At 53.5% G+C, this 22,491-nt stretch carries 19 protein-coding genes; all 19 read right to left on the bottom strand.

Annotation, left to right across the window (positions count from 1 at the left end; genetic code table 11):
- Positions 1–73: 73 nt before the first annotated feature.
- A complete protein-coding gene (gene asnS / locus DEP07_RS27335; RefSeq protein ID WP_122963540.1) occupies positions 74–1,363 on the bottom strand; it encodes an asparagine--tRNA ligase in 1,290 nt (429 codons plus the stop codon).
- Between the two features lie 192 nt (positions 1,364–1,555).
- Positions 1,556–3,973 (bottom strand): WIAG-tail domain, encoded by a 2,418-nt coding sequence (locus DEP07_RS27330; protein WP_229049901.1) that lies wholly within the window; start codon positions 3,971–3,973, stop codon positions 1,556–1,558.
- A 176-nt stretch (positions 3,974–4,149) separates the two neighbouring features.
- A complete protein-coding gene (locus DEP07_RS27325; RefSeq protein WP_122963542.1) occupies positions 4,150–5,664 on the bottom strand; it encodes an AAA family ATPase in 1,515 nt (504 codons plus the stop codon).
- A complete protein-coding gene (locus tag DEP07_RS27320; RefSeq protein WP_287103266.1) occupies positions 5,657–6,184 on the bottom strand; it encodes a hypothetical protein in 528 nt (175 codons plus the stop codon). The genes DEP07_RS27325 and DEP07_RS27320 overlap by 8 nt, the downstream gene beginning before the upstream one ends.
- Positions 6,185–6,355: 171 nt before the next feature.
- Entirely contained in the window at positions 6,356–6,835 is a 480-nt protein-coding gene (locus tag DEP07_RS27315) for a cell wall elongation regulator TseB-like domain-containing protein (protein WP_122963544.1), read from the bottom strand.
- 30 nt (positions 6,836–6,865) lie between these two features.
- Positions 6,866–7,561 carry a hypothetical protein gene (locus DEP07_RS27310; protein ID WP_287103265.1) on the bottom strand — a complete coding sequence of 232 codons (696 nt, stop codon included), beginning with the start codon at positions 7,559–7,561 and terminating at the stop codon, positions 6,866–6,868.
- 377 nt (positions 7,562–7,938) lie between these two features.
- Complete coding sequence (locus DEP07_RS27305; RefSeq protein WP_063226990.1) at positions 7,939–9,243, bottom strand: amidohydrolase; 1,305 nt, start codon at positions 9,241–9,243, stop codon at positions 7,939–7,941.
- Positions 9,244–9,258: 15 nt separating this feature from the next.
- Complete coding sequence (locus tag DEP07_RS27300) at positions 9,259–9,882, bottom strand: redox-sensing transcriptional repressor Rex (RefSeq protein ID WP_122963546.1); 624 nt, start codon at positions 9,880–9,882, stop codon at positions 9,259–9,261.
- Positions 9,883–9,897: 15 nt separating this feature from the next.
- Positions 9,898–10,794: a ComEC/Rec2 family competence protein gene (locus DEP07_RS27295; protein ID WP_122963547.1), complete on the bottom strand. Its 897-nt coding sequence runs from the start codon at positions 10,792–10,794 to the stop codon at positions 9,898–9,900.
- 41 nt (positions 10,795–10,835) lie between these two features.
- The gene (dinG, locus tag DEP07_RS27290; protein ID WP_122963549.1) at positions 10,836–13,742 is read right to left on the bottom strand and encodes an ATP-dependent DNA helicase DinG; all 2,907 of its coding nucleotides are present in this window, start codon (positions 13,740–13,742) and stop codon (positions 10,836–10,838) included.
- 90 nt (positions 13,743–13,832) lie between these two features.
- Positions 13,833–15,356: a tetratricopeptide repeat protein gene (locus tag DEP07_RS27285; RefSeq protein ID WP_287103264.1), complete on the bottom strand. Its 1,524-nt coding sequence runs from the start codon at positions 15,354–15,356 to the stop codon at positions 13,833–13,835.
- 90 nt (positions 15,357–15,446) lie between these two features.
- A complete protein-coding gene (gene panD, locus DEP07_RS27280) occupies positions 15,447–15,830 on the bottom strand; it encodes an aspartate 1-decarboxylase (protein ID WP_122963551.1) in 384 nt (127 codons plus the stop codon).
- Between the two features lie 53 nt (positions 15,831–15,883).
- Positions 15,884–16,747 carry a pantoate--beta-alanine ligase gene (gene panC / locus DEP07_RS27275; RefSeq protein ID WP_287103263.1) on the bottom strand — a complete coding sequence of 288 codons (864 nt, stop codon included), beginning with the start codon at positions 16,745–16,747 and terminating at the stop codon, positions 15,884–15,886.
- On the bottom strand, positions 16,744–17,598 hold the full coding sequence (gene panB, locus DEP07_RS27270; RefSeq protein WP_122963554.1) for a 3-methyl-2-oxobutanoate hydroxymethyltransferase: 855 nt from the start codon (positions 17,596–17,598) through the stop codon (positions 16,744–16,746). The genes panC and panB overlap by 4 nt, the downstream gene beginning before the upstream one ends.
- A 262-nt stretch (positions 17,599–17,860) precedes the next feature.
- A complete protein-coding gene (locus DEP07_RS27265; protein ID WP_122963555.1) occupies positions 17,861–18,844 on the bottom strand; it encodes a biotin--[acetyl-CoA-carboxylase] ligase in 984 nt (327 codons plus the stop codon).
- Complete coding sequence (locus tag DEP07_RS27260) at positions 18,834–20,057, bottom strand: CCA tRNA nucleotidyltransferase (protein ID WP_122963556.1); 1,224 nt, start codon at positions 20,055–20,057, stop codon at positions 18,834–18,836. The genes DEP07_RS27265 and DEP07_RS27260 overlap by 11 nt, the downstream gene beginning before the upstream one ends.
- A gap of 155 nt (positions 20,058–20,212) precedes the next feature.
- Positions 20,213–21,328, bottom strand: coding sequence for an N-acetyl-alpha-D-glucosaminyl L-malate synthase BshA (bshA, locus tag DEP07_RS27255; protein ID WP_122963557.1), 1,116 nt, complete (start codon positions 21,326–21,328; stop codon positions 20,213–20,215).
- A 20-nt stretch (positions 21,329–21,348) separates the two neighbouring features.
- Positions 21,349–22,044: a bacillithiol biosynthesis deacetylase BshB1 gene (bshB1, locus tag DEP07_RS27250; protein WP_063226979.1), complete on the bottom strand. Its 696-nt coding sequence runs from the start codon at positions 22,042–22,044 to the stop codon at positions 21,349–21,351.
- On the bottom strand, positions 22,041–22,451 hold the full coding sequence (locus tag DEP07_RS27245) for a methylglyoxal synthase (RefSeq protein WP_063226978.1): 411 nt from the start codon (positions 22,449–22,451) through the stop codon (positions 22,041–22,043). Before DEP07_RS27245 ends, bshB1 begins: the two co-directional genes overlap by 4 nt.
- Positions 22,452–22,491: the final 40 nt, after the last annotated feature.

Genomic DNA, 22,491 nt, shown 5'->3' with positions numbered 1-22,491 from the left:
ATCGCCCATGCTGGGCGCACCAATAGGAACACCCTGCTGCCCTCTCGCAACAGGGTGTATGAGAAACACGAACTTACGGATAGAGACGATAGAGCATACGCGGGAACGGAATCGTTTCACGCACGTGATCCAGACCGCAAATCCAGGCGACTGTCCGCTCAAGCCCCAGACCGAAGCCGGAGTGAGGAACGGTTCCGTATTTGCGCAGGTCCAAGTACCAGCGATACGCTTCCTCGGACAGCTCGTGCTCGGCGAACCGTTTTTCCAACAGCTCCGGATCGTCGATGCGCTGGCTGCCGCCGATGATTTCGCCATAGCCTTCCGGCGCGATCATGTCTGCGCACAGCACTACTTCCGGACGCTCAGGATGCGGCTTCATGTAGAATGCCTTGATCTCGGTCGGATAGTGCGTGATGAACACAGGCTTGTCGAAATGGTCCGCAATCAATGTCTCGTCTGGCGCTCCGAAATCGTCGCCCCACTTGATCTCGCTGCCTTTTTCCTGCAACAGCTTGATCGCATCGTCATACGTGATGCGCGGGAAAGAACCCGTTACGTTTTGCAGTTTGGTTGTATCGCGCTCCAGCGTTTTCAGTTCGCGCTGGCAGTTTTTCAGGACGGATTGCACCACATGGGACACAAAAGCTTCCTGAATGCGCAAGTTTTCCTCGTGATCGACGAAAGCCATCTCCGGCTCGATCATCCAAAACTCGATCAAGTGACGACGCGTTTTCGATTTCTCTGCACGGAAGGTCGGACCGAAGGAATAAACGCGACCCAATGCCATAGCGGCCGCTTCCATATAGAGCTGACCGGATTGGGACAAATACGCGTCTTCATCAAAATATTTGGTATGGAACAGGTTCGTTGTTCCTTCTGCTGAAGTCGGTGTCAGGATTGGCGGGTCTACTTTCACAAATCCGTTTTCATGGAAATACTCGTATACAGCGCGAATCACTTCGGAACGAATCGCCATAACCGCACGCTGGCGCGGAGTGCGCAGCCACAGGTGGCGATGATCCATCAGGAAGTCTACACCGTGCTCCTTCAGGGAGATCGGGTATTCCTGGGCGATCTGAATGATTTCAACGCCTGTTACCGTCAGTTCGTAACCGCTTGGTGCACGATCATCTGCGCGAACGACGCCGGTTATGTATAAAGAGCTTTCCTGAGTCAGTTGGGATGCATTTTCCCAAACGTTTTCCGCTACTTCTGCTTTCACTACTACGCCCTGAATGAAGCCGGACCCGTCGCGAAGCTGCAGAAATTGAATTTTCCCGCTGCTGCGCTTGTTGTACAGCCAGCATCCAATGCGTACTTCTTGTCCAACATGCTGCCCTACTTGGGCAATCGTCGTCAACATCGAATAATTCCCTCCATTTACCATGCCACACAACAGACTAAGTGTACCCAACAATTATACTATTGGGGGCAGGCAAATTCAATCAAAGACTCCCTTGAACGGGTGGTTACCATAATATAATTATGTTAACAAAAAGCGAGGAAGCCGACTGCACTTCCCACCAACGGCCCCTCGCTTCTTGTTTCTCATTGCTCAGGAACGCAAATCGTCCTCATCACGAAATGTTTCATGCTCATCCGCTGCTTTTTCCTCGCCGGCATCTTCATCTGCTTCGTACTCGCCCTCTTCCCATTCTTCCCCCAAGTCGTCATCCTCTTGCTGCTCATGATGCAGGGCTGTCACCTCGTCATGCACCTGCTCGCCTTTTTCGCCAATGGCGATCCACTGCAAAACGCCGCTGTCTTCCTGCCCGGTTTCCTGACGAAAGACGGTAAGCACAGCCGAGGTGCGTTTGGTGTATTTGAGCGACACGGACACCCCGACCTGATTCGTCATCGCAACCAGGCAATAATGGACGTCTGCATAGGGAGTGGGCAAGCGGACCGTGACGTCTGCCGTCTGGCTTTGCGCCGGAATGCGGAATGGGACAAAGCCAAACTGCTGAAGCGTCGTGCCCAGCTGAACATTCGTCTCAACCGTTTGAAAAGCCAGCTTCTCCCGCGTAATCGACTTGTCGGCCAGATGCTCTGCCGTGACGGTTCTCGGCGCTATTTTCGCTCCGCTAACGGCATGATCGGCCAGCTTTTCTTCCGTTACCGTATTTGTTTGCAGGTGCTGACTTTCGATGGAGTTGACGGCAAGATGCTCGCCCGTGAGTGTTCCCTTGACGAGATGGTCACCGCTCAAGCTGCTCTTTTCCACATGTATGCCTGTAATCGCATGCATTTCGAGCTTGCTTCCGTCGACAGCGTGATCCGCCAACTTTTCGCGTGTGACGCTATTCTCTTGCAGCTTTTCTTTGGAGATGGACTTGGGCTGGATATGTTCGTGCTGCACGGATTGATTGGCAAGATGCTGGGCGGTCACCGCTTTTTCGCCGATTTTTTCGCCAGTGACGGCTCCTTTGCCCAAGTGCCTTGTCTTGATGGCCTCTGTCGCCAGCTTGGGAGACGTAACCGCCGAATCGGCCAGTTTGTTTGCGGTAATGCTCAAATCCGTCACTTTGTCGGTCGAAACAGACTCGGGAGCGAGTTTTGACGTCGTCACTACATGATCGTGCAAATGCTGCGTCTGGATCGCATATTCCCGCAGATGACTGCTGCCGATGACGCGTTCACCGATATGCTGCTCCTCGATTGAGCGCCGCGCGATTTTCTCCGCACGAACAGCCCCGTCAGCCAAATGCCTGCTGTTGACGCTCTCCTCCACCAATTGCTGCTCGCCTACGCTGCGATTTGCCAATTTGTCGAGCGTGACGGCTTTGTCCGCCAGCTTGGCTGCCGTGACCTGTTGCTCCCCGATTTTTCTGGTCGTGACGAGTCCATCTTGAAGATGCGTCGTTTGAATGCTGCTTGCTTGCACGTGGACGCTGGCGATCGACTCTTTTGCCACTTTTTCCGAAGTGACGCTGGCGTGATCCAGATGTTCGGTGAGGACGGCGTAAGGACTGATTTTATCGCTTGTGACCGCTTCCGGCTGCAAATGCTGGCTGTAAATGGAATGAAAAGCGATGTGCTGATCCGTGACGCAGCCCGCCGAAAGATGCCCGCCGTCTACGCTGTTCTCCGCCAGATGATGATGCAAAATCGCTCCCTCGCGAATATGCTGGGACTCGATCGAATCCTCCTCCAGCTTGGTGGAAGTCACGGCCCCATCCCGGATTTTGTCGGTCGTGACCGCGCCGTCCTCCAGCTTGACGGAGTTGATCACATAGTTGGCTAGGTTGCGAGTCTGAATGCTGCCCATCTTGATTTTGTCCGATGTGACAGACTGATCTTGAAGCAGCTCATTCGTAATCGCCTGATCCTGGATGTGCTTCGTCTGGATCGCAGACTCTGCAAACTTCATGGAATCAATGGTCTTGTCAGCCAATTTGTCGGACGTAATGCTGTTGTTGACAAGCTTTTGCCCGGTAATGGAATGGTCCTGCACATTTTCGCTGGTGACCACATGTCGTCCCAGATGCTCTCCGAGGATCGCGTACGGAGCGATTTTGTTTGAAGTGACGCTTTTGTCTGCCAGCTTGTTGCTGTCGACGGCGTAGTCCTTCAACAGCGACGTATCAATCGTTCCCGGCTTGATTTTGGACGAATCGACAGCGCGGTTGGCGATTTTTTCCGTAGTGACAGACTGATCCGTCAAATCATCGGTATAAACAAACGATTGCACCCGGTCATCATTGCGATCTTTGATGATCTTGGAAAAAGTCGTCTGGTTGGACGACACACCCTGCTTGGGCATTTTCTGCAATGGTTGTTGTATCGGGCTTGTCGGTGCATGGGAGCTTGGCTTGGGGCTGTTGACAGCGGACTCCAGCAGTTCCAGCTCCAGATCAGCCATCCAATCCTGCTCCGATGTAGAAGATGTTTGCATAAGCGGAATTTCATGCAAGGTTTGCCTGAACGTTTTGGACAGACCTCTGCTCATTTTTTTTCGGTTCGCGTTTGCCATAGAGTCTCCTTGCCTCCTGATGTCATTCCCGGATCATTCTGTAAGATATTCAACCCTATAGGCATTTGGCACCGCAACGCAAAATTTGTTTCGCCCGTTCACAAGTTTTCCCCACGCAAAAAAACCTGCCAGGCCAACATCAGTTGCTGTCTAGCAGGTTTTTCGTCGCGATTTGATTACGATACAGCCGCTTCCTGTCTCGTTTGGGACAAGAGCGCCCTAAATTCATCTCCTTGCAGCACTTCTGCTTCCAGCAGCGTGCCCAAACCAGTCTGGAACACCGCATCGTACTGGCGAAGCAAGCGGTGCGTCTCCTCCAGCAAACGGGACAAGAGTCGCTCTACCTCATCGTGAATCCTCGTTTTGTCTACGTATTGCAGATGGACAATCCCGAGGTCCGACATCCCGCTGGACACGATTTCCTGAGACATGCCCAGCGCTTGCTCGAAGTCGTTTTTGGAGCCGGTACTGCGGCCGCCGTAGTAGATTTCCTCTGCTACTGCTCCGGCGAGGCTGACCATGATCTGTTTCTCCAAAGCGTCCCTTGTGTACAAATAGCGGTCTTCCATCGGATTTTGCCGAACGTAGCCGAGCGCTTTGCCGCGCGGGCTGAGCGTTACTTGCGAGACAGAACCCGGACGCACGACCTCACTGATGATCGCATGTCCCAATTCATGCAAGGCGACGCGCTTTTTCTCTTCCTCGGAAGCCTGGCGGTCGACTTTTTCTCCGAGCATGACCTTGTCTACGGCGTAAGCAAAATGCTTGGCCATGATCTTGTCGCTTTTGTCGCGCATGGCGTAAATCGCTGCCTCGTTCGCGACACTTTCCAACTGCGCTCCCGAGAAGCCGAACGTCTCCTGCGCCACCTTTTCCAACACCACATCCGCGCCCAGCGGCTTGTTTGCTGTATGGATGGTCAAAATCTGCTCGCGCGCAGGCTTGTCAGGCAAATCTACCGTAATGTGCCGGTCAAAACGTCCTGGTCGAAGCAACGCGGCATCCAGCATGTCTTTGCGGTTCGTTGCCGCCATGACCAAAATGCGCGGTTTCTCGCTCGTCGCTACGCCATCCATCTCGGTCAGCAGCTGGTTCAACGTTTGGTCGTACTCCCGTTGTTGCTGCCCGTCCCTTTTTCCGCCGACAACATCAATCTCATCGATAAAAATAATCGCGCTGTCCTGTCCGTTTTTCTCGGCCATCGTCTTCGCCTCTTTAAACAGCTCACGGACACGCTGCGCTCCGACACCTACATACATCTCCACGAATTGCGAGCCGGAAGCCGCGACAAAGGCAGAGTTGGTGTAGTTCGCTGCCGCTTTTGCCATCAACGTCTTCCCGGTACCAGGAGGCCCGGTCAGCAGCACGCCTTTGATCGGACGAATGCCGTATTGCTCAATCTTGTCTTTGTAGACGAGAAAATCAAGCGATTCTTTCAGCTCTTTTTTGGCGCGTTCCTGACCGCCGATATCGGCAAACTGCACGTCCGACTTGGGAATCTCGTGCTTGTTCTGCTTCCGTTTGCCGCCGAGCGCCACATTGCCGCCCTGACCGTTTTGCTGACGGATGACGAGGAAATAAATCGCCCCCAGCACGGCGGCGAACAAAATAAACGGTGTGATATTCACGCCCAGAAACACAAGAAAAACGAGTATCGCAGGAACGACGCCGATCAGTACCTCTTTACCCACGAGCCGTCACCTCTTTTGCCTCGGAACGGGGAACAATCGTATAAAAGTCCTCCGTTCCTTTTTTCAAATAAACGTAGATGTTTGCGTCATCCATAAAAGCATCTGCCGCATCGAGCTTGTTCGTCTGTTTCCACTCCGCAATCAAGGCAGGAATGCGGCTGTATTGATGCAAGTCCAGCGCTTCGGTGAAAATAAACTGGCCGCTTTTCCAAACCTCTGTCATAGCCTCTGACTGATTCGCTACCACGATAGCGACTTGCTTGTCGCCCGCAATCTTTTTCGTTCGCGCAACCAGATCGCGATACTCCGCTGGAAATGCTTGCGGATTCGTCACTTTTACATCTATTTGAATTTTATCTTTGCCTACATGGAAATTACTGAGTGTAGCTGATTGCATCTGGCTGACTTCTGTGCGGATCGGCTCTTCAATCTCCATCTTCTGATACAAGAACCATCCTCCAAACAGGAGAGCCAGTGTCGCCAGCAAGGACAACCCGATTGCACTTTTTTTCAACTGCACAGCTAGTCCCCCCATATCGCGTTCTCATTTTCTCTCTTGTCAACGAACCCAGTATATCACATGAGTATATCAATTTTTTATACAGATGTTGGGTGGCATGCCAAACAGGCCTTTTCCAACAAGGAAAAGACCTGTCGCGAGCGTATATACCCTCTGGGTCAAAACAAGCAATCAGGTAGGCGACAATACATAAGAAGCGAGCAGGGCGCCACTGAACAAGTCATAGTGCAAGTAATGATAGCGACCGTTTGCATCCTTCACGGTCACTTCCCAAAACTTCTTGTCCTTTTCAAGTCCGGGCACGATATGGGTAATCTCGGACTTCGGAAAAGCCTTGTTTACCGCATCCTCCACATTTTTGCGCGGAACGGCAAGATCCATGCGATCAAACGATACTTTGTCTGCGGTCATCCAGGCTACTACAGGCGTACCGGCTTTGTTCTTCCCGATCACCACGGCATAGCTTTCCGTACCGCGATATTCGTCGATGGATTCGATTTCGGCAATCGTCGTCCTCGTCTGCACCCACTCACGTACGGTCGCATCGAATTGCGTGCGCTCTCCTGCTACGGAAGCAGTCAAATGATAGGCGAATCCCGCGATTGTCAACAACAGCGCGGCGATTACTCCCACGATAATTCTCACTAACACGTTTTTGGTAACTCCTTTATGCGGTTGACATTACAATCGGAAACGAAGCTGGTCCTGTTTGATCCCCGCCACGGTTCTGATTTGCATTTCCAGCTCCAGCTGGCGAAGCGCGCCTGTGTCAGGCTCATACCAGAGCTGATATTCGATGTTGATCCCTCTGGCAAGCTCAGGGGTAATATCAGCGATCGGAAAGGACGGCCCGAGCCACATCGCCAACAAGGATGTCACTTTTTCCGGCGGCACCGTGAGACGATAACCGCTCCAGTCGCTTCCCGAAGTATCGGCGATCGTCTGCGGCTCGACCGATGACAGCACGCTTTGCAACAGGACAGCGTGTTCATACGGCGTAAACAGGGCGTAAGGGAGTGCTGCATGATCCTGAACTTGTCCGTCTATTGTTACGGTAACCGGCTGCTCCTGGTTACGGCTGATGGCCAGCTTGTGCCCGCCGATTTCTCCGTCCAGGCTGAATGTCTCATGCCGATAGCGGCCATTCAGCGCTTGGTCCTGCATGTAAACGAGAAACGAGCGCTCCTCTGACCGAGTCAGCTGTTCCAAAAGTTGCGGCACGGCATACGCCTCTCGTTTGCCAATCAAGCCCTGTTCATTCCCGGCATCGGCAGCTGAACGGTTCCACAAACCAAAAGAGCCGAGCGCCATCCCGAGGCCAAACAGGCCGAGAAAGATCGGGATCAGCCACCATAGCTGTTTGGGCCGGACGTACATCTGGCGTTCCCCCTGTCCCATTTTTGTCATAGCCTATGCTATACGGGAAGGTTTTAGAACGGCACGGAAAACTTGCTAATCATAGCTCGGGGCCAAGCGGTCATACTACTTATACACCCGCAAGGAGGTGAGCGCGTGAAGTCGCCGCAACAAAACGCATCTCCTGACATACTTGGGTTTTTGCTACAAGAATACCGCGTCTCCTGGGCTGGACTGTCTTCTCCCTTGCGTCAACTGTCGCACACACCCACACTGCATTTTCGCCATCATCCCCTGACAGAGCTGTGGCGAAAATGAGCACGGCACGATGTAATACCCAAATTCCCCTACCTACACCTACACTCCCTTACTCCTGTCCCACACCAGACAGGAGCCTTTTACCGTTTCAGCGCAGCGAATACGCGATTGGCTTCGTAGATGGCACGCTCTTCGTCGATGGTGAGCAGCTTGTGGTTGCGCATCAGGAACTTGCCCGCAACGATTGTGTCTTTGACATCACGGCCGTTTGCCGCATACACGACATGGGAAATCGGCTCATGCGCAGGATGGAAATGCGCCTGGTGGCTGTCGAGAACGATCAGGTCAGCCTTTTTGCCTACTTCAATGCTGCCGAGCGTATCAGCCTGGAACACACCGTCTGCCCCGTAGCGAGTAGCCATGCGCAGCGCCTCTTCAGCCGGAACGGCTACCGGGTCGTTGTTCACGCCTTTGTGCAAAATCGCTGCGAGTTTCAGTTCTTCAAACAGGTTGAGGTTGTTGTTGCTCGCCGAGCTGTCTGTTCCGAGCGAAACGCTCACGCCTTTTGCCAGCATTTTCGGTACAGGTGCTACCCCGCTTGCCAGCTTCAGGTTGCTGACGACGTTATGGGAAACTTTCACTTGATATTTTGCCAAAATGTCAATCTCTTCATCCGTCAAATGCACGGCGTGGGCAACCAGTGTAGGGCGGTTGAACATGCCCAGCTTTTCCAGGTGAGCGACTGGACGCAAACCGTAATCTTTCTCGTTTTGCCCCACTTCCCATGCCGTTTCAGACATATGGATATGCAGCGGCAAAGACAGCTCGTCCGCTTTTTCAATAATTTGGCTGATAAACTCAGGCGAGCACGTATACGGTGCATGCGGTGCCATCATTACGGTGATACGGCCATCCGCCTGGTTGTGCCATTCTTTGGCAAAAGCGGTCGCATCGCGCAGCTTGGTCTGTCTTTCTTCCTCGGAGCACAGACCGATCATGCCGCGGCACAGGCGGGCACGCATGCCGGATGCATCGACTGCCTTGGCTACTTCGTCCATATGATCGTACATATCGACGAATGTCGTGGTTCCGGTACGGATCATTTCAATCAGGGACAGTTGGGTTCCCCATTTGACAGAATCAGCGGTAAATTGCGCTTCCAGCGGCCACATTTTCTCTTCCAGCCATTGTTGCAACGGCAAATCGTCCGCATAGCCACGCAAAAGCGACATGCCCGCGTGTCCGTGTGTATTGATCAAACCAGGCAGGATGAAGTCGCCTTTTTGGTCGATGACTTCATCGTAGCCTGCATCGGAAAGGTCTTCAGGGGTAGGGCCTACATATGTGATTTTGTCGCCTTCGAACGCGACAGCTCCATCGTGGATAACCTCGTTTTGTTCATTTACCGTAATCACTGTTGCGTGGATGAGGATGGTCTTTTTCATGACTACACTCCATTCTTACGTTAAGTAGTAGGCCAGGCTCTGCAAATTGGAAGTCACATCCGCATAGTGGATGCGCACATCCTTTTTCGCGCGAATTGTCGTAGGAGCAAAATTGAGGATTCCCTTGATACCCGCTTGAGTCAACTGATCACATACGGATTGCGCAGCCGGTGCGGGCACGGTGATAATCGCCAGCTTGATTTGTCTTTGCGCAATCGTGTCCGCCAGCTCATTCAATGGCTGAATCGGGATGCCCGCCACTTCTTTTCCCAGCTTGCCGGGATCATTGTCAAAAATGGCCGCAATCCGCATGTTATCTTTCAAATAAGCGTTGTAGTTGCTGATCGCATGGCCCAAATGGCCTGCTCCAACGAGCGCGACGCGTATCTCATCCGTCAGCTTCAAAATCTGGCGAATTTTTTCCACCAAGTAATTGACGTCATAGCCAATTCCTTTTTTCCCGAAATCGCCGAATGTTGCCAGGTCTTTTCGGATTTGGGCCGGATTCACATCCAAGTTTTTGCCCATTTGCTGGGAGGAAACAGTAGTTACCTCGTTTTGCTGCAAATAGCTGAGGTAACGCAGATAAATCGGCAGGCGGCGGACGACCGCTTCCGAAATCTTTTCGTGTTTAGCCACGCTCGGTCTTCCCCCCTATTTCTTTTGCTTGAATACCCTGTAATCTTTCCCGTTGGACAAGATCGTGATCGATCCGTCCCGGCCCGTCATATACGTCTCCGCCCACGACTCGCCCAACCGCTCCAGCACCTCGGTCTTGCCCTCTTTTTGCATGTCGCGCTCTGTATTGCTCTGGATGATGGCGACCTGCGGATCGACCCGGGAGAGAAAAGGCTGCGAAGTTCCTTGATTGCTGCCCTGGTCTCCCACTTTCAGCACAGCCGACTTCAACTGCTCGGGATGGCGGGCGAGCAAGCGCTCCTCGGCCTGTTCGTTGATGCCGCTCACAAACAAAAAGCGCAACTGATCATGCGTCAGCGCAAAAACGAGCGAATTGTTTTGCGGCGATAAAAACAGCGGCTCGCTGGGCAGCAATACATCCATCGTGATGTCGGTATCGAGAATCAGCTCCTGGTTCTCCTCGAGTTCTCTTTGCTTCGCGATCTTGTCGTACGGAACGAACTGGCGGATCGAAGGCGCAATCAGCTTGGGCACAATGACGGAATCAATGATGATTTGCTGGTGTAAAAAAGGGAATCCTCCTGCATGTTCAGGCTGATCGTTCGTCAAGACCAGATAGTCCAGGCGCGTCAACTTCGCAGCGGAAAGATGCGCGGCCAAAGCTGGCCAATCCTCCGCGCTGCCCGTATCAATCAGCATGGTTTTCCCGCTCGGCATCCGCACCAAGGTGCTTTCTCCATGAGGAAGCGCCCAGTAAGTGATGACAAGACCCGTAAACTCCGCTTCGTTCTCGGTTGCAAACGGGTCGTCCACCTTAACGGCTTCCTGCAAATGGGTATCGATGGAGCATGAACATAGCAATGCCACACATGCGACGAGAAGCAGCCAGGCCCACTTTTTTTTCCATAACATTTATTTTATCACCTAAATCCCTGCTAGACTATTGCTTCATTTTATGAATCTGGCAGGGATTGCATACGTAAGAACGGTTCAATTCGCTCGCGCAGCGTCGGCCAGGAGCCTGTCTCCACCTGAAACGGCGGGAGAGATTGCAAAAAGGAACGGCCGTAGCGGGATTCGACCACACGCGTATCGAACACGACCACAACGCCCCGGTCCAAATGGTGACGAATCAACCGTCCGACTCCTTGCTTGAACAAAATGACGGCTTGCGGCAGCGCCAGCGACATGAACGCGTTTTTTCCGTCTGCTTTCAACGCTTCCGCACGTCCCTGGTAAACCGGGTGGTTGGGCGGCGTGAACGGCAGCTTGATGATAACCAGACTGCTCAGCCACTCTCCTTGGATGTCCACGCCCTCCCAGAAGCTGCTCGTGCCAAGCAAAACGCTTCGTTCCATCGAACGAAACAGACTGACCAGCTTGCTGCGGTTGTTGCTGTCAATGCCGTGTCCAAACAGCGTGTACGGCTCCGGTTCCCCGGCCAGACGCTCTTTCATGGCTTGATACACCAGCCGCAACATCGAATGCGAGGTAAACAAAATCAGCGTCCTGCCTTTTGACGCCACAACCACGTCTACACAGCCTTGGATGATCGCTTCGAGATACGTCTGGTCGTTTTCTTTTCCCGGCGCCGGAAAATCGGAAGGAATCAATAGCAGCCCCTGCTCTTCGTAATGGAACGGCGATGGCAGCGACAGCGTGCGTACCCGCTCGGCAGGCAGCTTGTCGAGGCCAAAGCGGCTCATGACGTAAGAAAAGCTGTTTTTGACCGTCAGCGTAGCGGAAGTCATGATCAGGCTGCGCTTCTGGGAAAAAAGCGGCTCGGCAAGCGAATCCGCGACATCGAGCAACGCCGCAGACAAGTGCACCTGCTTGCGGGCCGTGCGCGACTCGACCTCCATCCAGTAGACGTAGTTCGGATCTTGCTCTTGCAAAAAGAAATGCAACAGCTCCATCACATTTTGCCATTCCTTCACCAGCCCGAACAAATCCGTCTGCAAGCTGCGGATGAGGAAGGGCGGCTTCTCCTCTTGGGGAACGGGAACCAGCTTCAGCATCTGTTCCAGTCTGGAGGCGAAGTCTGTCATGGCGTCGATCAGCTTTTTCGTCACCTTGCGAATTTTTTCTTGTTTTCCCGTGAAAGAAGCTACCCGATACCGCACCGTCTCCCTGCCTGCGTCTGTCGTCTCCTCGGCGCGCTCGGAAGCCCATGCGTACAGAAACTGCGTCCATTGCTGAGCCTTGTCGCGCAAAGACGCAGACAGCTTCTTGCACTCCAGAAGAACCGTGTTCAGCTCTTCCTGGACAGACGGCTGCCAGCTTTGCATTTCCTCGGCAAAGCGTGCAATCGCTCCCCCCTCCTCGACAGAAGCGCGATCCAGCAAAAACATCACCTGTGTCGTTGTCAGCTGCTTGCCCAAGTGCTGTGTCGCGGCATCTTCCAGATGGTGTGCCTCGTCGAGAATCGCGACCTCGTACGGCGGGAGAATCCGGTTCTCTGCCTGCAAGTCGCTGATGAAGAGAGCGTGGTTGACGATGAGCACATCTGCTTCTTTTGCCCGGTCTTTCGCCTGAAAATAATAGCAGCGGCTAAACCACGGACAGGCCCGGTTCAAGCAAGAGCTTGTATCGCTTTTCACCTGCTGCCAGAAAAGCTGGCCGCTCGGAGGCAGGCTCAGCTCCTCCACATCACCCGTTTCGGTCTGCGTTAGCCACGTGAGAAGCTGGCCTTTTGCCAGCCGCATCTCCTGGTTGCTGCCCTCTACCGGCTCCTCCAATGCCATCTCGAATTTGCGCAGGCACAAATAGTTGCCCCGGCCTTTCAACGTCGACGCGGTAAAAGCAAAAGGAAGTGTCTGCTGCAACGTGGCGATCTCTTTATGGAACAGCTGCTCTTGCAGTTGAATCGTGTTCGTGCTCACTACAAGCTGCTGTTGATTTTGATACGCCCAAATGATCCCGGGCAGCAAGTACGCCAGAGACTTCCCTGTGCCTGTCCCTGCCTCCACCAAAAGGTGCGTGCCCTCCTGCATGGCGTCGAAGACAGCGTGCATCATCGCTTCCTGTGCTTCCCGGCGCTGGTAGCCGCTCATGCTGGCATGCATCTGGCCTTTTTCGTTCAGCATTTCTTCCAGTTGCTCGCTGAACGCTTTTCCGTAGCTCCGTTCTGTCTGCGGGCGCTGGAAACTCGCCTTCAGCTTTTCCTCGCGCTTTTTCAAAGCCAGTTGGCGGTATATATCCCACAGCGGTGAAGCTTGCCGTGCTGGCTCGTCGCCCAGCTGTGGCAGCTCCGCCAGCTTTTCCATTTCCATTTGCCGCAAAAGTGTCGCGATGTCCGAACGAAACGACGATACGAGCATTTGCAGTCGTTGAATCGTCACGAGCGGCAACTGCTGCAAAATATCGAGCAAGTGCAAGAAGAGCTGGGCGGTTGCCAGCGCGTCACTGTCGGCCTGGTGAGGATTGTCATGCTCGATCGCAAGCTCCGACGCCAGTTCCCCAAGCCTGTAGCTGTTTTGCATCGGCAAAAGCAAGCGGGACAACTCGACTGTGTCGAGCACATATCCGTCAAACGCATAATAGCCCTGGCTCAGCAGGGCTTCTTGTAAAAATTGGAGATCAAAGCTTGCATTATGGGCAACAAAAGCTCGTCCATCCAATAAGCGCAAAAATGTCGGGAACACCTCTTCCAAAGTAGGCGCGTCAGCCACCATTTCGTTGGTGATCCCTGTCAGTTGCGTAATAAAAGGGGGGATGTCCTGTCCGGGATGAATCAGGGTCGAGAAGCATTCTGTGATCTGCCCGTCGTCGATCGCCACAGCGCCGATCTGAATAATGCTGTCTCCCTGCCGCGGATGGCTCCCCGTCGTTTCAAAGTCTACTACCAGTAATCGATTCAAGCGTTGTCACCTCGTAACCTGGGCGGAACCTGTCATCCGCACTCATTCACATTCGGCAACAGTGGGAAATATTCCTGCTTCCGACTGCAATTACGGCTGCACAAGCTCGTTTTGCACAGCTTCTGCGCCGAGCTTGCTCGCGCACAGCTGCAAGTAAAGCGGGATTTCCCGAAACTGGTCTGCGTGAGGCAACGTTCGCTGGAAATACTGCTCAGCCAGCCGCCAGTTTTCCTCCACCATCGCCAGTCTCCCCAAGTGGAAGTACCCAAGAGAACGGATATACGGGTCCGCATCATCCAGAAACAGCTTGGCCAACCGCTTCGCTTCCAGCGTTTCTCCAATTTTTTCAAAAGCGGAGATCATTCCGGACTGCCCCAGGCGGTTTTCGCTGTTTTTTGCCAAAATGCCGCGAAACGCTGCAATGGCCCCCGGGATATTGCCATCAAACAGCTGCATCCAGCCGTAGCTGAACACAAAATCATCCTGCTCTGGCGCCAGACTGATCGCTTTTTTCACAAGTGTCAGCGCTCGTTTGCTCCCGGCGATCAGCCAGGTGTTCCATGCCAGCCCGTGCCACGTCCAGCCTTCCTTGGGCAACCGTTCCGTCAAAAAATGATAGCACACTTGTGCCCGGTGGTAATTGCCCACAGCTTCGTACAAATGAGCCATTTCCTGCAACGTCTCGTTATCGAGATCGCGGTTGGGCAAAGTCAGGCTCGATGGGGCAACAAGCTCTGCCGTCTCGTCCATCTGCATCAGCAATTTGGCGGCGCGAAGCCATAACAGCTGCGCCTCCCAATCTTGCTCGTGCTTTTGCAAATAACATTCGATCTCATCGAGCGCTTCCTGGGCATCGCCGTCCATCAAGTAGCAGAGAGCGAGGTTGTACTTGGCTTCCTCCTGCTCAGGCTTTACTTCCAGCGAGGTTTTAAAAGCTTGCACGGCCTCCAGCCACTGCTTCTCCTCCGCTAATATGCAGCCGATGGCATTGCTGCTGATCGCCACGATCGCAGGCGAGCTTGCCGATTTTCCCAACAGCCGAAACTCGCGAAAAGCCATTTCCTTGTCGTCGCAAAACAACAGGCTGTAAGCGTAATACAGCCGACCGCTTTCCCAGTCCGGCGCTTCTTTCACCAGCTCGGCAAAACACTTTTTCGCGTCCTGAAACATGCGCAGATGGTAAAATCCTTCTCCGCGGCGAAATACAGGCTCGTAAGCGTGCATCGCTTGTGGCAGTTTGTCGGCTTTGGCTTCGAATTTCGGCTCGGATTTTGACTCGCTTTTAGTCTCGTTCTTGGCCTCGCTTGCCGTCCCTTTTTGGCCATCCTGTTTATGGTCCGCCGCTAACGGTTCTTTTTTTAAGGAAACGGGCTTGGCCTTTTCCTCTTGCGTCTCTGTCGGCAGCTGCCCTTCCATTTGCTTGATGTGCCGGATCGCGTTGGACAGCTTCTCTTCAAATTGCAGCCACAAATCGACGACCGTATCGCTGACCTGCCGCAAGTAAAACAGTTGATCCGCTAATTGAAGCCTTTCCTGCTCCGATGCTTCCTGCCACCGTTCCTCTATCGTCTGTGCTTTTGTGCGCAACGTCTGAAACCAGTCTTCGATCTTCACGAAAAAGCCACCCCCCTGTGAGGCATGAGTAGTTTCATTGTCTCACAAGGCAGGTGGCTCTATGCGCAAAGCCAAAGGCAAATGCTTTGTCTACAGGATCGTCGCGTGTACTTCCTCGCCAAGCATTTCCTTGATCCGGTTCTTCTCGTCCATGATCGCCACTTTTGGCTTGTACGTACGAGCTTGCTCATCGGTCATCATGGCGTAGGCGATAATGATCACGATATCGCCTTCCTGAACGAGACGGGCTGCTGCGCCATTCAGGCAAATTACGCCACTTCCTGGCGCTCCTTCAATCACATACGTTTCCAGACGCGCCCCGTTGTTGTTGTTCACGATTTGCACTTTTTCATTGGGCAAAATATCGAGCGCATCCAAAATATTTTTGTCGATCGTGATGCTCCCCACGTAGTTGAGGTTCGCTTCTGTCACTGTTGCGCGATGGATTTTCGCTTTCATCATAGTGCGAAACACAGGCATTACCTCCCTTGTCATCCTTATGGAACTTTTTCGCTTACCACGTATGATTAACGGACAGACGCGATCAGGTTGTCAATCAAACGTGTCTTGCCAAAACGGACAGCAAGCGCCACGATAATGTCTTGTCCGGATGTCTCTTTTTCGATTGGCTCCAAATCAGGATAACCCAAAATTTGGATATAGTCGATATCTGCCAGCGGTTTTGCTGCAATCATTTGCTCGATACGCTCTTTGATCTCGGCAAGCGGCTTGCCCTCTGCGAGCCACTCTGCTGCCTGCTGCAAGCTTTGCGACAGGATGAGTCCCTGTGAGCGTTCTTCTGCGGACAAATACACATTGCGCGAGCTCATCGCCAGTCCATCGGCTTCCCGAACGATCGGGCATGGCACTACCTCTACCGGAACGGACAAGTCTTTGACCATTTGCGTGACCACGGCTACTTGCTGCGCATCTTTTTGACCGAAAAACGCATAGTCAGGCTGGACGATGGAGAACAGCTTCAAGACCACCGTCGACACTCCGTCAAAATGCCCCGGCCGGGAAGCGCCGCACAAAGGTGTCGTGACGTTCGCTACCGATACCGTCGTCAAGATCGGCTTGGGATACATTTCTTCGACAGTTGGTGTGAACAGCAGATCGACTCCCGCTTCAGACGCCATCCGGCTGTCACGCTCGATATCGCGCGGATACCGTTCAAAATCTTCATTCGGGCCAAATTGCAGCGGATTGACAAAAATGCTCATGACGACGAGGTCACACTTTTCTCTCGCTGCCTTGACCAGACTGAGGTGTCCTTCATGCAAAAAGCCCATCGTGGGCACAAAGCCGATTGTCTTGCCTTGCCGCCGTGCTGCTTGTATTTGAACGCGCACATCCTCGATTGTGGATAGCTGCTGCATCGTTTGAATCATGATTGGGTCACTCCTTCTCCGTACAGCTCCTTGATCGTCTCTTCCGATGCACGAAACACGTGATCAGGCCCCGGAAAGTGACGAAGCTCGACTTCTTTGACGTAAGTGGCGACTGCCTCGCGAATGGATGTGCCGATGTCAGCGTAGCGCTTGACGAATTTCGGCGTCAATTGGGAAGCGTAACCAACCAGGTCGTGGAACACGAGCACTTGTCCATCACAGTCTGCCCCAGCGCCGATGCCGATTACGGCAATCTCCAGCTTTTGGGCAATCATTTTGGCTACCTCTTGCGGCACGCATTCCAGCACAATCGCAAAAGCGCCAGCCTGCTGCAAAGCCAATGCGTCATCCAGCAATTTTTTTGCCGCTTCCAGATCGCGTCCCTGCACTTTATAACCGCCAAGCTGATGAACCGACTGCGGAGTCAGGCCGATATGTCCCACTACCGGAATGCCTGCCTGAACCAATCGGGTGATCAGAGGCGCAAGCTCGCTTCCGCCCTCCAGCTTGACTGCTCTGGCGAGTCCCTCCTGCATTAGTCTTCCCGCATTTTTCACCGCTTCTTCGATCGTGCCGTGATAGCTGAGAAACGGCATGTCCGAAACGACAAAAGCGCGTTTGGCCGCTCTTGTCACCGCCTTCGTATGGTGGACCATATCGTCCATCGTCACAGGCAGCGTGGAGTCGTAGCCAAGCACGACCATGCCGAGCGAGTCGCCAACGAGAATCATGTCCGCGCCAGCGTCCTCTACCAGCTTTGCCGATGGAAAATCGTAAGCTGTCACCATCGTGATGGGAATGCCCGCTTCTTTCTTTTTGCGGATGTCCGAAGTCGTGACTTGTTTTGTCATTTGCGTCTTCTCCTCTTTCGCGCCAAGCTTCGTGGATAGAGAGGAATAAAAAAACCTTCTCGCTCATAAAAGGGAGAAGGTTGTCCATGCCAAAGAGACATACTTGTCTTGAACGGATTCCTTCTGTCTCGGTCCACAAAGGCTCTGAGCAGATTTTTGTCCTTGCGTATTTGCCTTATCTATACACCATTTGCTGCAAAAATACTCCGGGAGTACCGTTCTTGAAAAGATACAGCCTCCCTTTTGGAGTATAGCAAATCATCTACACATTTGCACGATAATTGACGTCCGCCGAATACACTTTATGGATCTGGCCTGCCCGATCTTCCACCATGAGCACGCCTTCCTCATCAAGCCCTATCGCTTGACCTTCCAGCTTTTGCGAGATCGTCTGGACGGTTACCCAGCGGCCAATCGAATAGGAGTTGGCTTCCCACTCTTGCTTCACACGCGCGAAGCCTGCGCGCAAGTAATGGTCGTACTCCTCCTCGAAGTTTTGGCAAAAGCGCTGGATGAACGAAACGCGCTTGATCGGAGTGCCTGACTCGATTCGCAAAGAAGTCGCGATAGACAACAACTCTTCGGGAAAGTCAGCCTGTACACTGTTGGCGTTCAGCCCGATGCCGATCACCAAGTAATTGACGCGATCCGATTCCGCGTTCAGCTCGGTCAATACCCCACACACTTTTTTGTCCCCGATAAAAATATCGTTCGGCCACTTGATTTTGACAGGAAGCCCTGTTTCCTCGCGAATCGTTCTCGCGACAGTCACCGCTGTCAGCAAGGTCATCTGCGGCGTTTTCGGCAGCGGGATCGCAGGGCGGACGATCAGGCTCATCCAGATGCCTGTCCCTTTCGGAGAGTGCCAGGGACGTCCCAGCCGCCCTTTTCCTCCCGTCTGTTGCTCCGCCAAAACGAGCGTGCCTTCCTGTGCGCCTTTTGCCGCAGCCTCGTGCGCGAGCGGCTGCGTGGAGACGACCTCGTCATGGGCGATGACATGCTGTCCGATCCGCGCGGTAGACAGCCCCGCCATGATTTCTGCCGCAGACAGCCGATCAGGCGCTGCAAGCAAGCGATAGCCCGACTTGCGGACAGCTTCTACCTCGTACCCATCCCGCCGCAACTCCTCGATGTGCTTCCAGACCGCTGTTCGCGAACAGCCGCACGTCTGGCTCAGCTCTTCGCCGGAAATAAAGCGTCCCGGCTGATCGCGAAAGGCTTGAAGAATGACTTGTTTAATGTTCATCTTGCGCAACCTCTTTCTTTGCAGCTTCAATCAAATCATGGGGGGTGTTCGGCAATCCGTGCAGGGCCGCTTGCCGCAGCAGCGTCCGCAACACGTGGACAATCCATTCCCCCGGTTTCTTTTGCAGGGCGAGTTGCAGATCAAGCCCGGTTATCGCAAGTTCCTTCATGGTTTTGACCGGCATCGCGTGATATTGTTCGGACAGGCTCGCCAGCATGGCTTGCGGCTGCTGATTCCACCAGCATGCCAGCAAAAGCTGGGCGAGCTGCTCGCATTTTTCCCAGCCTGCTTCGAGCAACAACTGCCCCCACTCAAGCGGTTTTGGCTGATCCCACTCCGGTTGCAAATGCCGCAATTGCTCCACAAAAAAACCGATTGCTTCCGTCTCCCGCTTGGACATTCGCAAAAGCTGGCAGGCAGCGATCGCTTCCTCGGAGGTAAACTGCGCTGCGTAGAACAGAAGCGCCCATTTTTGCGGCAGACTGTTTACATGCGCACTCCGCCAAAATTGGGAAGCCGAATCGCGAAACAACCGCTGCAAGACAGGCGAATAGCCAAACAGTTCCGTTTCGTTGATCAGATCGCAACCGATTTGCGGGGCTTGGCTGCCGAGCATTTTATTCAGCTCTTCCCGGACACGCTCCACAGCGATATGCGCCAAAAGCGAAGCCGTCTCGCTCATGGCAGCAAGCGTCCTGGCCTCAATCGCAAAACCGAGCTGCGCCGCAAAGCGAACGGCTCGGAGCAATCGCAGCGCATCTTCCCGAAAGCGCTCCAGCGGTTGTCCCACGGCCCTGACCAGTCGCGCTGCCATATCTGCCTGACCGCCAAACGGGTCCTGAAGCTCTTTCATCCGATTCATCGCCATGGCATTCATCGTAAAATCCCTGCGCTCCAAATCCAGTCTGAGATCGGACACGAACTGGACGTCTGCCGGACGGCGATAGTCTTCATACTTGCCTTCCGTCCGATAAGTCGTCACTTCAAAAAACTGCCCCTCGATCCTGACAGACACTGTCCCATGCTTGAGTCCGGTCGGAACGTGATCGGGAAACAAGCGGATGACGTCGCCAGGATGGGCATTCGTACATATATCTATATCGTGCACGGGCCGAGACAGCAGCCAATCGCGGACGCATCCGCCGACATAGTAAGCTTCAAATCCGTGATTCTCCAACGTCTCAAGAACCCGGTTTGCCAGATGGAGCGTCATACCGCTCCCCCCTTTCTCGCATGGTTCACCCGATGTTATGAGGAGGCGACACTCATGAGATTTTTGTATGGGCTGTTCATTTTTGTATCCAAGTTGCATCAATTGGTGAAAAGCCGATTGTCCCGCCAATAGCTGTTGTTGCCCGTATCGAGTGCTTATCCGAGCAGCTTGGCGTAGAGCGCCTCGTACTCGGAGGCAATCGTTTCGTGACAAAACGTTTTGCAGGAGCGTTCGATGCTGTTCGCGGAAAACTGGCGATACATTTCTTCATTTTGCAACAGACGAATCGCCGCTTGCGCCATGCCTTCGACGTCTCCGATCGGACGCAAAAAGCCGTTGACGCCATCGACAACCACTTCGGGAATCCCGCCAGCCACGGAAGCCACGACAGGAACGCCACACGCCATTGCCTCCAGCGCAACCAAGCCGAAGCTTTCCTTTTCCGACGGCAAGAGCATCAAGTCTGCCATGGACAACACTTCCGCTACGTCCTCCTGTTTGCCCAAAAAGCATACGTCCTCTGTCAAATCTTGCTCGGCGATTTGCTTGCGGACGGCCCCCATCTCCGGTCCTTCCCCAATCAGGATCAGACGCGCAGGCATCTCTTGCCTGACTCGCGCAAAGATGTCAATGACATCCGGAACGCGCTTGACCGGACGGAAGTTGGATATGTGCATGAGGATTTTCTCCCCGTTTGGAGCGAACACTTTTTTCAGGTGCTCTACCTCTTTCGGGTAGTAGCGCCGCTTGTCGACGAAGTTGTACACCGGAACGATTTCTTTTTCGACGTGCAAAAGCTCTTTTGTCTGCTTGATCAAATCTTTGGATACAGCCGTCACGAGATCGCTGCGCTCAATGCCGAAGCGAATCATGTCGCTCAAGTTCGAGTCATACCCCAACACGGTAATATCGGTCCCGTGCAGAGTCGTGACGATTTTCAGATGATCCCCGACCATTTGTTTCGCTAAAAACGCACACAGCGCATGTGGCACGGCATAATGTACGTGCAATAAGTCCAGCTTTTCATTTTTGGCCACCTGCGCCATCCGGTTTGCCAGCGTCAAATCGTACGGCGGATATTTGAACACGTCATAATGGTTCACTTCTACTTCGTGGTAAAAAATATTCGGATGGAAGGCTCCCAGGCGAAAAGGCATCCCGCCGGTAATAAAATGCACCTGATGCCCGCGCTCCGCCAACAGCTTGCCAAGCTCTGTCGCGACAACCCCTGAGCCTCCCAAAGATGGGTAACAAGTAATCCCAATGTTCATTTCTTAGGTGTCACCCCTTTTTACAAGCTGTTCAATACATAAGGCGCAGCACTGACAAATCCTTCTGCATACATCACGCCTGCTTGTTGCCCAAACAAGCGCTCGCGATACTCGACCGATTCCAGATACCCGTTGGTCAACGGAGTCTGCACACTGCCTTCTTCCAGCTCGAATTGACTGCGGTAGCAGCGGAGCACTTCCATTTTTTGCGGGTAGATCGCGGTAATGTCGACCACAAACTGGGGTGTGACCGTCGAATTAATAAAATAGTACAGAAATTGAGCAGGGCGATACGCTGGCAGCTCCGAATCAGGCAAATACTTGCGGATACCCGCATTGAAGATAGCTTCCCGCACGATGCGGCTTACGCTCTCATGGTCGGGATGCCGATCGGAAAAATACGGAGCGAGCACTGTACGCGGACGCGTTTCGCGGATCAGCTTCACGACCCGCTCGATCGCTTGCTCCCTGACGCTCTCCAGCCCGCGGTCAGGCAAGCCAAAATTGTAGCGCGCCGCAACCCCTAGCAGCTTGTCAGCCGCAGCCGCTTCCTGTTGTCTGCGCTCCACCGTGCCATTCGACGACAGCTCGGCGTACGTCAGATCGAGAATCGCTGTACGCTTCCCGGATTGCGCCGCCAAAAGCAGGCTCCCCGCCGCGCCGATCTCCACGTCATCAGGATGCGCACCAATCGCCAAAATGTCGAGTGAACTCATGCCTCATTCTCCTCGTGCAGCACCTCGCGCCAGGACAACTCCCCGCGCTCCAGCGCCTTGAGCATGATTTCCGCAGACCCAAGGTTGGTGGCAAACGGAATTTTATGCACATCACACAGCCTGAGCAGCGCAATAATGTCCGGCTCATGCGGCTGCGAAGTAAGCGGATCACGCAAGAAAATAATCAGATCCATCTCGTTTCGGGCAATTTTCGCCCCGATTTGCTGGTCGCCCCCCAGAGGTCCTGACAAAAATCTGGTGAGTTTCAGCGAAGTGGCATCCATGATTCTTGCGCCTGTCGTACCCGTGGCATACAGCTCATGCTCGGCCAGGATCGACTCGTAGGCCGTTGCCAATTGGACAATCTCTTCTTTCATTCGATCATGCGCTATCAATGCAATTTTCACGAGAAACTCTCCCTTATGTCTCGATAGAGATCGCTTTTTT

The organism is Brevibacillus sp., assembly GCF_003521185.1.
Classification (GTDB): Bacteria; Bacillota; Bacilli; order Brevibacillales; family Brevibacillaceae; genus Brevibacillus; species Brevibacillus parabrevis.
This window is presented reverse-complemented; position numbering and strand designations above follow the sequence as displayed.